Raw genomic sequence first — 16,606 nt, forward strand, 5'->3', positions numbered from 1 at the left:
TAACTAATGCATTGGATAATAAAGAATGATATCTGGGAGATGAAGCCGGTTGGATTTAAAGAAGCATTTAGCCTTTATTAAAACGGTTGAAAGCGGCAGCCTGACCCAAGCCGCTGCCATATTGAATTACACACAGCCGAACATCAGCCAAATGATCAGTAAATTAGAGGAAGAGTACGGTTTTCCGCTTTTGATCAGACAGCGGCATGGAGTGAGGCCGACCGCAAATGGCTTGAAAGTGTTACATATTATGAAGGAAATTCAAAAAAACTATGAAAAACTGTCTGAAACCGTTGATAATATTAATGGGTTAGAAAGAGGGGAAGTCCGGCTCGGCACTGTTACGAGCGTGGCTGTAAAATGGCTGCCGAAAATTTTGAGGGAATTTAATGAGCTGTATCCTTCCATTAAGGTGCATTTGTTTGAAGGAAATTCTACTGAACTGGAAGAATGGCTGAAAGATGACCGGATTGATGCGGCGATCGGGACATCCCACAGCGAGAAGTGGTATTTTTACCCGTTGGCAGAGGACCCGATTGTAGCGGTGATGAGCCCGCAGCATGAGTTGGCGCAATGTGAAACGGTTCCGTTACATGTCATGGAGTCCGTCAAATGTATCGTGCCTTATCCGGAGACACATTTTGATGTGCTGAAAGTGCTGAAGGAAGAAAAGATCACGCCGCGGGTCGCTTATCAAATCAGAGGGGATGAAGCGATTATTGCAATGGTGCGGAACAATCTGGGGATCAGCATCTTGCCGCAGCTTTTGGTGAATGATTGTGATGTGCTCATCAAACGGTTCGACCGGTATGTCTCCAGGCAGCTCGGCATTTTGACAGCTCATGCAAAGGAGACGCAGACACCTTCTGTCCAGAAACTGATTCAATGCATACAAGAATGGGTTGCGGTCCATCAGGCTTCTGTCTGAAGAAGCCTGATATGCGTTTAAGCCGGTTCATCATAATAGACCAGCATAAAATATGTCACCGGTTCATCCGAGGAATTAAAATAACTGTGCGGCGTCGCCCGAAGTCAGCACATGCTTTTCGTCATAAAGCTCAACCGTCAATTCACCGCTTTTGATTAAAATGTATTCTTCCCCTAAATGTGATGTTGCCTCATGGGCGCAGCCCGGCTTCAGGTCAACTATGCCTTGAAAACAAAAAGTCTGACCGTGACGGTGGTGAGCGGGATTATTTTGATGGCGGGCTTTCGTTTGTTTATATAAAAAGGGCATCAACGGCACATGCTGTTGATGCTTTTTTTGACATGCTAGGGTTTGGAGAGCACTTCAATTCCGACGTTGACCATTTTGTCCAGTCCCATAAAAGACAGGCAGATTTTGGCGCGTCTTTTCCTTTTATCGATCTTTTTAATAATGCCTTCCATTCCTTTAAGAGGCCCTGAGGCAACGGTTACTTTTGAATTTTCAATATAGACTTTTGAATAATCTACAGTGTCTCCTTCTCCGATCAGCCTGATAATAGGGAGGATTTCTTCATCCTTAATTGTCGTGAAATAGGTTTTACGCTCTTTGGAATAATATGCGCCGTTATTCACGATTCTGCATGAAATGGGGAGTTCTTTGATTTTATGAAATGTCCGCTCTGTCATCTTCGTTTTAAACAGCACATATCCCGGAAACATCTTTTTGAGTGCCTCGTATTTGATTCCGGCTTTTCGTTCTGTGACTTTTTTCTTGGGTATGATTGAGTAGAGTGCCTGCTCATCAAACTGCAGACGCAGAAATTTTTGAACTGCTTCTTCTTTTCCGGACTCTACAAAAAGTGCGTACCATTTCATGACTGGATCCTCCTTAGAATAATAAGAAATTATTATACAAAGAAAGTATTTAATGGATAGTATTTAAAGTGATTAAAAATTTTTCTAATTCGTCTTTTTTTTACATAATATATGAAAATGAAAAATAAGTATAGACCCAATTGACAGAGAAGCGATGAATTTTCTTTGACATGAAAAGGGTTCAGGGAATTATCTGACATTTATCCCGAAACAATTATGCTGACTGTCCACCGAACATAAAACTGTGGAATAAATGTCAGAAAATAACGAAATAAAGCCTTGACATTATTATCTATAAATTGATATTATTCTCTTTAAATAGCAACTATTTGTTAAATTTATTAAATTGATGTAAAGCACCTATTAAATTTCAATCGCTGTTTCGGCACGTTGAAGAGGAAATAGGGATTATAAAAATGATTGTAGTGTATATATCTACATATACATGATAAGGGAGAAGTGTGCCGTCATCGCTGTTTTCGGGCATATTGGCACTGCAGCTTGTCATGAGAAACATTCAGTAAACAAGCAATATGTTTTAATATAAATTATGTTAGAAAAGGAAAACACAATGCGTTTGCGATTTTTAAACCTGTGCTGAATCGCAAACGCGTTTGTGTTTTTATTTTTATGCCGGTGTTTACACCAGTCAATATATGAAAATAAGAGACGTTTTTGTATGGAGAACCACATGTGATGTGCAAAATTGGCGATGCGGAAAGGATGAGGATAAGATGCTTACGTTTGTGTTCCCGGGGCAGGGTTCTCAATTTAAAGGAATGGGAGCCGGACTGTTTGATGAATTTCAAGATCTGACACGTCAGGCTGATGACATATTAGGCTACTCTATAGAAGAATTGTGTCTGGAGGATCCGAATCACCAGCTGGGGAAAACGCAATTTACCCAGCCGGCGTTATATACGGTGAGTGCACTCAGTTATTTAAAGAAAATGAAAGAGTCCGGCAGAGAGCCTGATTACGCCGCAGGGCACAGTTTAGGAGAATATAATGCGTTATTTGCGGCCGGCTGCTTTGATTTTGAGACCGGTTTGCAGCTTGTTAAAAAAAGAGGGGAGCTCATGAGCAAGGCAGCTCCCGGAGGCATGGCGGCGGTTTTGGGGTTTACGGCTGAACAAGTAAAAGAGGTTCTATCCGATTATCATCTGACCGGCATTGATATCGCTAACCACAATTCACCTTCGCAAATTGTGATCGCCGGAACGAAACAAGACATTGAAAAAGCGGGCCCCGTCTTTGAAAAAGCCGGCGTGAGAATGTACCTTCCTTTAAATGTGAGCGGCGCCTTCCATTCCCGCTATATGAAAGATGCTGAAAAAGAGTTCGCGGATTATTTAGAAGAAACGGCGTTTTTGCCTCTTCGTTTTCCGGTGATCTCAAATCTTCATGCCGCACCTTATAAGAATGATGAAATCAAAACAAATCTGACTTTGCAAATGACCAATCAGGTAAAGTGGACGGACACGATACGCCGTCTGATGGGACTTGAAAATAATGAAATTGCAGAAGTCGGGCCCGGGGAAGTGCTGACAAAACTGACGCGTCAGATTAAAAAAGATGCCGTCCCATTACCTATGCCGAAAGAAGAGTCTGATACTGCTGATGTTAAAGCATCGGCAGCTGATTCGCAAAAAACGGCGGGAATGAGATTAGGGAACGAAGATTTTAAAAAAGATTATAACATCCAATATGCTTACATGACGGGCTCCATGTACAGGGGAATTGCTTCGGAACAGATGGTCATTAAAGCGGCAAAAGCGGGAATGCTGGGCTTTTTCGGAACGGGCGGATTGAGTATCGAACGGATCGGACAGGCCATCGGAACCATCCGGTCTGCACTGCGGCAAGGGGAAACATTCGGAATGAATCTTCTTCATCATATGATGTCACCTGACAAGGAAGTCAGAATGATAGATTTATATTTGAAAAACGGCATTCATCTTATTGAAGCATCGGCATTTATGGGCATAACCCCCGCTCTCGTGATATACAGGGCAAAGGGATTAAGCAGGAATCATGACGGGTCGGTGTCAGTTCAAAACAGAATCATCGCGAAAGTATCCCGGCCTGAAGTCGCTGAGGCCTTTCTAAGTCCGGCTCCGGCTCATGTGCTGGAAAGACTTGTGTCTGACAATCGGCTGACAGCCGGGGAAGCGGCGCTTGCAAAAGAAATTCCGATGGCTGATGACATTTGCGTTGAAGCGGATTCAGGAGGGCATACCGACCAAGGGATTCCGTATACATTAATGCCTGCCATGATCAGACTCAGAGACCGCATGATGGAGAAGCACGGTTATGCGAAAAAAGTAAGAATCGGCGCAGCCGGGGGCATCGGCACTCCGGAAGCGGCTGCTGCGGCGTTTCTGCTCGGCGCCGAATTTATCGGAACCGGTTCTATTAATCAATGCACGGTCGAAGCCGGGACAAGTGATTCAGTGAAAGATCTGCTTCAGGAAGCGAACGTGCAGGATACGTCATACGCTCCCGCGGGAGATATGTTTGAAGCGGGAGCAAGGGTGCAGGTGCTGAAAAAAGGCCTGTTTTTCCCGGCAAGAGCCAATAAACTCTTTGACTTGTACAGACAATACAATTCTTTAGATGAAATAGATGAAAAAACGAAAACATTAATTGAAGAAAAGTATTTCCAGCGCAGTTTTGAAGAAGTGTATGAGCAGTTGAAACGTGATAAATCTCCTGAACAGATCGCCAAAGCCGAACAGAATCCGAAACACAAAATGGCGATGGTATTTAAATGGTATTTTTCTCATACGACAAGGCTCGCTCTGGAAGGAAAAAGCGAAAGTAAAATAGATTACCAAATTCATTGCGGCCCTGCGCTCGGCGCGTTTAATCAATGGGTGAAAGGAACCCCGCTTGAAAATTGGAGAAACAGGCATGTCGATCTGATCGGCAAACAGCTCATGGAAGAAACAGCCGGCCTTCTTGCGCAAAGGCTGGAATCGATTACAGGCTGAGTATGACCAGCCATTACATTTTTTCTGCGGAGGACAGACCATGCTGATTGAAAATCATGAATTAACGATGAGCCATGTCGGGTTAGGGAATTTGAATGAGTACGCGCTGCTGCTGTTATTCGGCAACGCACACAGTCACCATTTAACGGACGGAACGGGATTCCGGCCTGATCAGATGGCCGATCACCAAGGGCTGATTTTGTATCCGGCTTATTTTATGACACATCTCAAAGTTCCTTCAGATAAGCCTCTTGATCAGTACCGATTATGGGACGAGGTTTCCGTCGGAGTCGATATCTCCCGGTTTGGAGAAACCATATTAGAATCTGATTATTTGTTCGGGCCGAAAGGAGCGGTCAGCTCTGATAAAAGCGAGTGGGACCGGGGACGGTTTCCTTCTATGAAAGCCAATAGTTTAATTGTCGTCGACGTCACACAAACAGAAGGTTCGACCCGAAAAGTCTCAGCGCCTAAGGCTGAATGCATTGCGGAACTTTCTAAGCTAGCCAAGCCGCCTTACGCGCTGATGCGGTCAAAGAAAATCAGAACGGACGCCTTCGGTATGAAGCCGGGCAATCTCAAAACAGCAGACCCCGTTTCATATCGGGTTCCTGTTGATCAGGATGCTGCGCCGGGGCATGCCATGGTGTTTGCGAAATTCAGCAAGATAATGGATGCGGCGGAATTTGAATGGATGACGCGCCGGTCGAAGCCGGGTTTTCCGGTTTCAATCGCGCGGCATTTATTTTTGCTTGAAAGAGAGACGTATTATTACGGAAATTGTTTTGCAGATGAAGAGCTTGATATTTATATGACGGGACACATTGAAGAATGCGATCCCGACTTTCACGGTGAGTCCCTCGGTATGATCTCAGTGGCGAAAATCAGCTATCAGATTGAAGTCTATATGAAAAGAAATCATACATTGCTGGCCATTTCCAAGGTGGATAAGCTGCTGGCGGTGCCGACCTCTTCACAAGATCATATTCCGGATTATAAACGGGTCATCAGGAGTTTATAAAATGAAGAATGGAGCTGAAAGTAAATGGAACAAACCAAGGAAATGAAGCAGATCATCGCTCAAATCATTCAGGACATTCAAGAACAGCAGTCATATCGGGCCGTCGAAGCGGGAGATGATGTGAGAGTCATAGAGGATCTGGGCTTCTCATCACTGGATATCGCTCAATTAGTCGCACAGATGGAGATGGAAACCGGAGTAGATCCTTTTTCCCAAGGAGAAACGATTTCCAGCATTACAACCGTCGGCAGCATTTGTGATATTTATCAAAAATATATGGACAGTGCTCAATCATGAAAACAGAAAGCGGGGGAGATATCAGCTGGGTGACTGATAAGCTTAGGGAAACGCAAGACAGTGAGTTTCTCATTTTTAAAGGGCAGACTTTTACGTATGATGATTTGCTGACACGAATCAGCTTTTTTCAGAAAGAACTTGAACAAAACGGAATACGTGAAGGAGAATGTGTGGCGCTTATCGGGGATTATTCCCCGAACGCCATTTTTTTGCTGATGGCGCTTTTGTTAAACCGAAATATCGTTGTCCCTCTCAGTAATGAGTCAAGGGAAAAGCATCTCGATATGTTTGAAGACGCGAAAGTGAATCAAATCATTGAAATAAATGAAAATGACAGCTGGACGCTTCGTGAAGGTTTTGAAAGCGCCTCTCACCCTCTGCTTGATGATCTGCGCGAGAGAGGGGAGTCAGGCATTATTATTTTCACATCGGGAACCTCCGGCAAAAGCAAAGCATCCGTGTTAAGCGCCGGCCGGCTGCTTGAAAAATATAAAACGGCGAAGAGAAAACCGCTGCGTACACTTATTTTTCTGAAATTGGATCATATAGGCGGCATTAATACGCTGTTTGCGATTCTGTTTAACGGGGGGACGATCGTCACATCAGACAGCAGAACGCCGGAGTCCGTTTATCAGGCGGTCGACAAACATGCTGTCCAAGTGCTCCCCGCCACCCCGACCTTTTTAAACATGCTGCTGATGTCCAAGGCGGATGCCGGATATAACCTCTCTTCACTCCGGCTGATCACTTACGGCACAGAGCCGATGCCCCAATCAACGCTGCGCGGCATCCACCGGCTGTTTCCGGATGTACGGCTGAAACAAACATACGGATTAACTGAACTGGGTATATTCTCAACGAAATCAAAAGACAGCCAATCCACTTGGATGAAAGTGGGCGGTGCCGGAACAGAGACCAAAATTACCGGAGGCACGCTTTGGGTCCGTTCTGAGTCGGCGATGCTCGGCTATTTAAACGCACCGTCACCTTTCGATGAAGACGGCTGGTACGACACCGGTGACCAGGTGGAAACAGACGGCGAATATATAAGAATTCTCGGAAGAAAGAGTGAAATCATTAATGTGGGCGGAGAGAAAGTGTTTCCGGCAGAGGTGGAAAGCGTCTTTCTGGAGATACCGAATGTCCGGGATGTTCTTATAACGGGCAGAAAAAATCCGATTACGGGCGAGATTGTCGCGGCAGAGGCCGTGCTTGAAAAAGAGGAAGATATCAAATCTTTCAGAAAGCGGGCCGTAGCTCATTGCAGACAGAAGCTGCAGCCATATCAGATACCGCAGATCATCTCTGTTACAGATCGGAAACTGTCTAATGATCGATTTAAAAAAATAAGAAACGTGTAAAACAGGAGGCAAATATGAATAACGGAAAAGTAGCGGTCGTCAGCGGAGGAAGCCGGGGGCTGGGAAAAGCGATTGTACAGACGCTTTTGGATGAGGATTACAAAGTAGCCGCTTTCAGCCGCAGTGAATCTGATTTTATTAACACATTGAGAGAGAGTGAAAAGTACCGCGGCCGCTTTTATTGGGAAGCGGCGGATGCGGCGGATGCCGCCGCCATGAAACAGTTTGTTCTTCAAGTATACCGCAAGTTTTCCAGAATAGACGGCTTGGTCAATAACGCCGGTTTGAACCTTGATCAGCTTCTGCCCCTGACCAATGATGAAGACATTGACCGCATCCTCAATCTGAATATCGGCTCAGTCATCAAGCTGACCCGAAACGTTTCCCGGGTCATGCTGAAACAAAATTCCGGATCAATCGTTAACATAAGCTCCATTATCGGCTCAAGAGGATTTAAAGGCACTTCAGTCTACAGCGCATCCAAAGCGGCTCTTGACGGCTTGACGCGAAGCCTGGCCAGGGAGCTCGGGTCTAAAGGAATCCGTGTCAATTCACTTGCGCCCGGTTTTGTGGACACCGATATGACGAAAAATATGCCGGAAAAACAAAAATCGCAGATTATCAGAAGGACGCCGATGGGACGTTTAGGCGAAACAGACGATATGACCGGACTCGTTCGTTTCCTGCTTTCTCCTGAATCGTCCTTTATGACCGGACAGACAATTGCGATAGACGGCGGATTAACTTGTTAAAGCACAGAAAAATTCTTTTGTACAAGGGATGGTATCCTCATGAAATGTATTAACGAATTTTTAAGAACGGTAATAGCGCAAAAGCTGGGTGCCGAGGTGACCGAAGCGGAAGATAAAACCGCTTTTTTTACTCTTGGCGTGACGTCTCTCATCAGTGAAGAAATCATGACCATATTGCATAAAGAATTTACCGGCCTTTCTGAAACGCTGCTGTTTGAATATCCGAACATTGAGAAATTGAGTGAATTTTTAAGTGCGCAGAAACGAAATCCCGAAAGCGTTCTTGAATTCAAAGAAACGGAGCCTGATACGGGAAGCCGGCAGGAAGAAGAATTGCTTCCTGTACAGGCGGCTGAAAAGGTGCCTGAACCGGGAACGGACGGGAGCTCTGATATTGCGGTTATCGGAATGAGCGGGATGTTTCCGAAAGCGGAAAACCAGCATGATTTTTGGACCAATTTAATAGAAAATAAAGATTGTGTCTCCGAAATCCCAGAGGATAGATGGGACAGCTCTTATTACTCGGAAGAGAAAACGGCAGAATACGCGTCATACAGTAAATGGGGAGGTTTTATTGATCATCCGGATCAATTTGACCCGCTGTTTTTTTCTGTTTCCCCGTGGGAAGCTGATTTAATGGACCCTCAGCAAAAATTGTATGTCACGTGCTGCTGGGAAGCGATGGAGGATGCCGGTTACGGGAACCCGGCGGCGAGGCCGACGGATCAAATCGGTGTATTCGCCGGAGTGACCTGGAATGAATATTCATTAATTGCACACGAAGAAGGTTTCCTCAAAGATCAGTACAAAGGCCCCGGCTCCTTATATTGGGGCATTCCGAACCGGGTTTCTTATTTCCTTGATCTCCATGGCCCGAGCATCGCTGTTGATACGGCGTGTTCTTCATCGCTTGTCGCCGTCCATCAGGCTTGTCAGGCCATTATGTCGGGCGACTGTGAAATGGCGCTGGCCGGAGGCGTCAACCTCAGCTTACATCCGCAAAAATACATGTTTTTAAGCCAATCGCATTTTCTGTCTTCTGAAGGAAAATGCCGCAGTTTCGGTGAAGGCGGAGACGGTTACGTGCCCGGCGAAGGCGCGGGAGCCGTTTTATTAAAACCATTGAAAAAAGCGATTGCGGACAAAGACCACATCTACGGTGTCATTAAGGGGTCCGCCACTAATCACGGCGGCAAAACGACCGGGTATACGGTGCCGAATCCGGAAGCGCACCGGGACTTGATTTTATCCGCTCTAAACAGAGCCGCGGTAAGTCCGGCGGATATCAGCTACATTGAAGCTCACGGAACCGGCACGGCGCTCGGCGATCCGATTGAGATACGCGGCCTGTCTATGGCATTTGATAAACAGGCCGATGAGAAAAATGACTGCGGAATCGGCTCGGTGAAATCCAATATCGGACATTTGGAAGCGGCTGCAGGGATCGCCGGTTTAATCAAGGTGCTTTTAAGCATGAAACATGAAACGCTTCCCGCCAGTCTGCACTCCGCGGAACTGAACCGCAAGATTTCTTTTTCTGATTCGCCATTTTATGTCGTCCGAAACAACCGGCCGTGGCCGGCTGAAGGAGATAAACCGAGAATCGCCGCAATCAGTTCATTCGGCGCAGGAGGCTCTAATGCCCATCTGATCGTAGGTGCTTATCAGCCAAAACGGCAAGCGGACGGGAATACTGAGCCAAAACCGCATGCCGTCGTATTAAGCGCACATTCCGAACAGCAGCTGAAAGAATATGCCGGGAAATTGAGCTCCTTTCTTGCCCGCTTGGAAAACCTGCCTTCTGCCGGCGGATACAGTCTGGAAAATATCGCTGCCACCCTATTGTCAGGCAGAGAGCCTTTCTCCTTCCGGCTTGCTGTCATTGCGTCATCCCTTTCTGAGCTGAAACAGCGATTGGACGGATTTGTAAGCGGTCACAGAGACGAAAGACATATTTACTTCGGAAAAGCGTCACCCGGGCGGCCGGACGTTTCAGGCCAATCCGTTTCAGATCCTGAGAAATTTGCCGAGCTGTGGGTGAAAGGTCTTCAAGGTTGCAAAAAGCCGGAAACGCCGTATCAGAAAGTTCCGCTTCCTACGTACCCGTTTTTAAAGGAAACATCCTGGCTGACCGATCAAAAAAAGCGGTATACAAAAAAGCCCCAAAATACCAAAAGGCGTGAAGCGCTGCATCCTCTGCTTGATGAGAATATTTCATCCGCCCGGAAAGGGACGTTTCAAAAGATATTTTCCAAGGATGAATATTTCTTTAAAGATCATTTAGTGAACGAAAAATATGTGCTTCCCGGAGTCTGTCATCTGGAAATGGCGGCATACGGCGCGGGATTGTGGGGAGAACGCCCGGTCGTCTCTCTTCAAAGTGTGTGGTACATGGAGCCGATTGTGACAGGGACAGACCTAAGATCCGTCATGATAGAGTTTGAAGCAGAAAAAGAGCGTATAAGCTATGTCATTAAAGAAAAAGGAGCGGACGGCGCCCTCTTTTCGCAAGGAGAAGTGATTTGTAAAGAAAAAGGAGCGTCTTTTGAGGCCCCGGCTTTTCAGCTCCCGGCGCCATTTGCGCAGAGAACGGAGCCGAAAGACATCTATCACTCGTTCTCTGAGGCGGGAATCGTGCAAAAGGACAGTTTTCAGGTCATCCGCGAATTCTCTTATACAGAAAGCAAAGCACTGGCCAAATTAACGCTCCCGTCACACTTGGAAGCCGATTTTAAACAGTACATCCTACATCCGTCCTTAATGGATGGCGCTGTTCAAACTGCAATGGCGCATGTGCTGCAATTTCAAAAAGAGCCTGCGCTTATCGTACCGTTTTCCTTCGGAGAAATACAGCTGCTTGAACCGTTAGCGAAAACCGTATTTGTGCATGCGGAGGTAAAAGCGGCCTCCGTTCACCAATTTGATCTGCATATTTGTGATGAGCGCGGCGTGCTGTTGGCGGCAGTGAAAGATTTTATCATAAAAGAGGTGCAGGAAAGCGCCGGGTTTAACCAAAAAGCCGGCGTCACGCCGAAGAAAAGCCGTGAAACGGAATTGCTTATGACACCGGTTTGGAACACCGTCACCATTCCGGAAACCGGCATGCCTTTCATGCGTGAAGAAAAAATAATCGTCATCGGGGCCGGGCCGGATGTTCAGCAGGCTTTGAAAGAGATGTATTCCGATGTCCGTTTTCCGGACATCACTTCTTTGGACAGCGCGGAACAAATGGCTGAAACACTGAAAGCGCAAGGCTCTTTTCAACACATGATATGGGCGGCGCCGGATCATCCCATTCCATCCGTTTATGATGCGGATACGGCCGAGGGACAGGAGCACGGGGTCATGCAGCTTTTCCGGCTGGTAAAAGCGCTTCTGCTTCTGAATTTTGACACGGAACAACTATCATTGACAATCTGCACGTTTCAAGCACAGCCGATTCATGAACATGATGAGGTCAATCCGAGTCATGCAAGCATACACGGATTAGCGGGGTCGCTCGCAAAAGAATACACCAATTGGAGCATCCGGCTTCTTGATTTGGAATCTCAAAGGGGAGACCGGCATCTTCCTGATGTCTTCTCTTTACCGGCGGACCCCGAGGGAAATCCGTGGGTCTTTCGCGCAGGTCAGTGGCACCGACAGCAATTGGCCGTCTGCCGGCCTCATGCAGATGAGCCTTCATTATACCGGCACGGCGGGGTTTATGTGATTATCGGCGGAGCAGGCGGAATAGGAGAAGTATGGACTGAATATATGATTCAGACCTATCAGGCGAAAATTGTCTGGATCGGGAGACGGAAAAAAGATACACAGATTGAAAGAAAGCTGAAAAGACTTGCAGCTTTAGGTCCCGCACCGCAATATTTCAGCACGGATGCTGCGGATTTTGACTCTCTCAAACGGGCGTATGACACCATTGTGAAGGAAAATGGAAAGGTCCGCGGAATCATTCATTCCGCCATCGTGTTATCAGACCGAAGTTTTGCCAATATGGAAGAGGATCAGTTCCGCGCTTCACTTTCTGCAAAAACTGATGTGAGCTTGCAGATTGCCCGGGTAGCTGAAGGGGAACCCCTGGATTTCTTGCTGTTTTTCTCTTCGATGATGTCGTTTCAAAAAGCGCCGGGACAGAGCAATTATGCCGCCGGGTGCACGTTTAAAGACGCTTTTGCTAAGCGGATCTCACAGAAAGCGCCGTATGCCGTAAAAGTTGTCAATTGGGGTTTTTGGGGAAGTGTCGGCGTCGTGGCTTCAGAACAATACCGGAAACGGATGGAGCGGGACGGAATCGCTTCTATTGAGGCGCCCGAAGCGATGAAAACGCTGGAAACCCTGCTTTCCGGACCTCATGACCAGCTGGCGCTGATTAAAACGACAGATCCGCTTTTTATGAAGGACGATCTGAAAGAACAAGTAACGGTTTATCCGGAAAAGATTCCTTCCGCACTCGGACAATTAGCGGTTAACATCACGCAGAATGACGAAGCTGAGCGGTTAAAAGCATCAAGTGTCATGAGCTGCATGAGAGATATGGAATCCCTTATTGAAAAAATGCTTGTATCAACCCTTTATGAGATGGGAGCCGGGCTTGACCAGGCTTTGCCGTTATTTCAATCGGCTGCCGGCATAACGGAACAATACAGCAGATGGCTGAAAGAGAGCTTTGTCCTCCTGAATACATTAGCGCTTGCTCCGGAAAAAACGGATTTAGGGCAGGTGTGGGAGGAATGGGAGCGGAAAAAAGAGACTTGGCTGCGCCAGAAAGACATGAGGGCGCATGTCAGATTGGCGGAAGAGACATTGCGTGTGCTTCCAGACATTTTAACCGGTAAGCTTCCGGCAACGGAAGTGATGTTCCCTGACTCCTCCTTCCGTCTTGTGGAAGGCATTTACCGCAATAATATCATTTCTGATTTTTTCAATGACAAGCTTGCTGACACATTGATTGCAGTTCTGCGGGAACGTCTGGAAAAAGACCCGCAGGCGAAAATCCGCATCTTAGAAATCGGAGCCGGAACGGGCGGGACGAGCGCCGTGGTCATGAGAAAATTGAAACCGTATGAAGCGCATATTGCCGAATATTGTTTCACGGATATTTCTAAAGCATTTCTTTTACATGCAGAAGACATATTCGGTCCGGAATATCCTTATGTCACTTATAAAATATTCAACGCTGAGCAGCCGGTATCAACAGAAGCGCCGGACATCGGCACGTATGACGCAGTGATCGCGACCAATGTGCTTCATGCGACAAAAAATATCCGCTCTGCGCTGCGCCATGCGAAAGCAATGCTGCAAAAAAACGGCCAGCTGTTTATAAATGAGATCAACAGCCGCACCATATTCAACCATGTGACGTTCGGCCTTCTTGAAGGCTGGTGGCTGTATGAGGATCATGATTTACGGATTCCGGGCTGTCCGGGGGTTGAGCCGGCCGGCTGGGCGGAAGCGCTTTCGCTTGAAGGGTTCGTCCATCCTCTGTTTCCAGCTGAAGCCGCACACGACTTAGGCCAGCAGATTATAGCGGCTGAAAGTGACGGAACGGTCAGGCTTGCCCTCCCGCAGGCGTCAGAAGAGAAGCCGGAGCGCCGTCCGTATGACGCAGATGGTCTTTCGGATGATACTTTGCATTTCAGCCTGAGAGAAAAAAGCGTTGAACTGATGAAGAAGGTAATCGGTGAAGCGCTTAAAGTGCCGGCGCATCGTCTTTTATCCCATGAACCTTTAACCGCATACGGATTGGATTCCATACTGGTCGTCAGACTGACCAACGCGTTAAAAGACGTCTTCGGTTCTGTCAGCAGCACTTTGTTTTTTGAATATCAAACCATTAATGAGCTTGCTGATTACTTTCTGTCTTCCCGTAAAGAAGCGCTCGAGCGGCAATTCGGGAATGGACCGGCTCATCCCGAAAACGCCGGACGGGTGCAGGCTCCCGCAGAAAGCGCCGCGCCGATTCCAAACGTAAGAGAACGGGGCATCACATATCTGACGGAATTAATAGGAAAAACGCTGAAGATTCCGAGCGGGAGAATGGATCCGTCGGTTTCCTTAACCGCATACGGTTTGGATTCTATTCTGGTCGTCAGGCTCACGAATGCTTTTCGTAACGTATTTGACCAAATGACCAGCACCCTCTTTTTTGAATATCAGACGATAGAAGAAATCGCGGATTACCTGCTTCTTTCTCAGCGGGGAGCATTTATGAAAGCGATGGGTGTGCGTGAGGAGCAGCTGTCTGATCACACAGATAACCTGAATGTAAAACAAAACAAGATTCCTCAAAACGAGGAAGGCAGCAGGACGAACGGAGATCCCTCTATCCAGGATATCGCTGTCATCGGTCTGTCAGGCCGGTATCCGGGCGCCGATCACGTTGATGAGCTGTGGGAAAATGTAAAAGCCGGCAGGCATTCTATTACTGAAGTGCCGAAAGATCGCTGGGACTGGAAAACGTTTTATAACGAGGAACGCGGAAAATGGGGGTCCATTTATTCAAAATGGGGCGGTTTTCTCGATGACATTGATACATTTGATCCGCTGTTTTTCCGTATATCTCCCGCGGAAGCTGAAAGGATGGATCCGCAGGAAAGGTTGTTTCTGCAGACTGCTTATTCAAGCATTGAAGATGCGGGGTACACCCCGGCCACGCTTTGTGACAGCCGGAAAATCGGAGTCTTTGCCGGTGTGATGAACAGCAATTACCCGACAGTTCCCAGCGACTGGTCTATCGCAAACAGAGTATCGTTTTTGTTCAATTTCCAAGGGCCGAGTATGGCTGTGGATACCGCATGCTCTTCTTCTTTAACAGCTGTCCATCTCGCTATAGAAAGCCTGCGGAGCGGAATGAGTGAAACAGCGATTGCCGGCGGAGTCAATCTTATCGTTGATCCGGCCCACTATGAGCGGCTGTCCGCTTTTTCAATGCTGTCTCCCGGTGATAAATGCAAATCTTTCGGAGACAGTGCGGACGGTTTTGTTGACGGTGAAGGAGTAGGGGCGATTGTGTTAAAGCCGCTTGCTCAAGCGGAGAAAGACGGCGATCATATTTACGGCGTTATCAAAGGAAGCATGCTGAACGCAGCAGGCAGGACAAACGCTTATATGGTGCCGAATCCGAAAGCGCAGTTTGATCTGATCGCAGAGACGTTGAAACGGACAGACATTCACCCGAGAACGGTCAGTTACTTGGAAGCGCACGGAACGGGCACTGCGCTCGGTGATCCGATTGAAATCGACGGGTTAACGAAAGCTTTTCGCCTGACAACAGAAGACCGGCAGTTTTGTTCCATCGGTTCCATTAAATCAAATATCGGACATTTAGAAAGCGCTGCCGGGATTGCGGGGATCACCAAACTGCTTTTGCAATTGAAACATAAGACAATTGCCCCTTCGTTGCATGCGGCGGAATTGAATCCGAATATTGAGTTTGAGCACACTCCGTTTTTCGTACAGCAAAAAGAAACGGAATGGAAACGACCTGTCTTGAATATCACGGGTGAAATGAAGGAATATCCGAGAATTGCCGGCATTTCCTCGTTTGGAGCAGGAGGTTCAAACGCGCATGTCATCATTCAGGAATATGTGCCGTCTGACAGCCTGAAACCAATGGAAACCGCAGCTGTTTCTCCGCAAAAACCGGCTGTTATTATTTTATCAGCGCGAAATGAGCAGCAATTGACAGAGCGCGCCCGCCAGCTTCTGGATGATGTCATAAGAAAAAAACGTTCTGACGGGGATTTAGCCAAGATCGCCTACACGCTTCAGACGGGAAGAGAACCGATGGCTGAGCGGCTTGCATTTACGGCCGAGTCGATAGAAGAACTGAAAATGAAGCTTATGAGTTTCTCAAACGATCATAATATCGACCATGCTCATATCTGGCGGGGCAGGACAGCCAAACATCATTCATTGGCGGCTTCGCTCACTTCTGATGAAGATATGGCGCTTACCATAAATGCCTGGCTGAAAAAAGGGAAATACGGAAAGCTGCTTGACCTTTGGGTTAAAGGACTTGACGTCGATTGGTCAGTTCTTTATCAGCGCAGCCCGGGCCGCATCAGTCTCCCGGCCTACCCTTTTGCCAGAGACCGATATTGGGTCACAAAAGCTGATGTGTCACTTGACAAAACAGGCTCAGCGGAAAGTGAGAAAGCAGCCAGACTTCACCCGCTGCTCCACGCGAATACATCGACCTTTACCGCCCAGCGTTTTACTTCTGTTTTTTCAGGGCATGAACCGTTTTTTGCCGATCATATCGTCAATGGAAAACCGGTGCTTCCGGGCGCAGCTGCTTTAGAAATGGCTCGGGCCGCCGTTACACTTGCCGCTGAAGACTTGCCCGGCGGGAAAACGGGTGTCCGGCTCAAACAGATT

Annotated in this window: 9 protein-coding genes; 7 read left to right on the plus strand and 2 right to left on the minus strand. The window is 47.3% G+C overall.

Annotated elements, in window-relative coordinates; genetic code table 11:
* The first annotated feature begins 49 nt into the window (after positions 1-49).
* Positions 50-928, plus strand: a complete 879-nt coding sequence (locus K3G25_RS06420; protein ID WP_022552993.1) for a LysR family transcriptional regulator — start codon at positions 50-52, stop codon at positions 926-928.
* Between the two features lie 75 nt (positions 929-1,003).
* Here the strand turns inward: K3G25_RS06420 and K3G25_RS06425 are convergent, their stop codons facing one another.
* Complete coding sequence (locus K3G25_RS06425) at positions 1,004-1,237, minus strand: cupin domain-containing protein (protein ID WP_025649871.1); 234 nt, start codon at positions 1,235-1,237, stop codon at positions 1,004-1,006.
* Between the two features lie 35 nt (positions 1,238-1,272).
* The gene (gene loaP, locus K3G25_RS06430) at positions 1,273-1,803 is read right to left on the minus strand and encodes an antiterminator LoaP (RefSeq protein ID WP_003153257.1); all 531 of its coding nucleotides are present in this window, start codon (positions 1,801-1,803) and stop codon (positions 1,273-1,275) included.
* A 734-nt stretch (positions 1,804-2,537) separates the two neighbouring features.
* Between loaP and fabD the strand changes: the two genes are divergently transcribed.
* The 6 genes from fabD to K3G25_RS06460 all read left to right on the plus strand — a co-directional run.
* Complete coding sequence (fabD, locus tag K3G25_RS06435; RefSeq protein ID WP_029973904.1) at positions 2,538-4,796, plus strand: ACP S-malonyltransferase; 2,259 nt, start codon at positions 2,538-2,540, stop codon at positions 4,794-4,796.
* A 40-nt stretch (positions 4,797-4,836) separates the two neighbouring features.
* On the plus strand, positions 4,837-5,817 hold the full coding sequence (locus tag K3G25_RS06440) for an LnmK family bifunctional acyltransferase/decarboxylase (protein ID WP_014418317.1): 981 nt from the start codon (positions 4,837-4,839) through the stop codon (positions 5,815-5,817).
* Between the two features lie 24 nt (positions 5,818-5,841).
* A complete protein-coding gene (locus K3G25_RS06445) occupies positions 5,842-6,114 on the plus strand; it encodes an acyl carrier protein (protein ID WP_003153264.1) in 273 nt (90 codons plus the stop codon).
* Entirely contained in the window at positions 6,111-7,475 is a 1,365-nt protein-coding gene (locus K3G25_RS06450; RefSeq protein ID WP_022552997.1) for a long-chain fatty acid--CoA ligase, read from the plus strand. The genes K3G25_RS06445 and K3G25_RS06450 overlap by 4 nt, the downstream gene beginning before the upstream one ends.
* Positions 7,476-7,489: 14 nt before the next feature.
* Positions 7,490-8,227 (plus strand): SDR family oxidoreductase, encoded by a 738-nt coding sequence (locus tag K3G25_RS06455; RefSeq protein ID WP_014418315.1) that lies wholly within the window; start codon positions 7,490-7,492, stop codon positions 8,225-8,227.
* Between the two features lie 39 nt (positions 8,228-8,266).
* On the plus strand, positions 8,267-16,606 hold an 8,340-nt coding region (locus K3G25_RS06460), incomplete at its 3' end, for an SDR family NAD(P)-dependent oxidoreductase (RefSeq protein WP_232489630.1).

Source organism: Bacillus sp. FCW2 (assembly GCF_021228595.1).
In the GTDB taxonomy this organism is placed as follows: Bacteria; Bacillota; Bacilli; order Bacillales; family Bacillaceae; genus Bacillus; species Bacillus velezensis.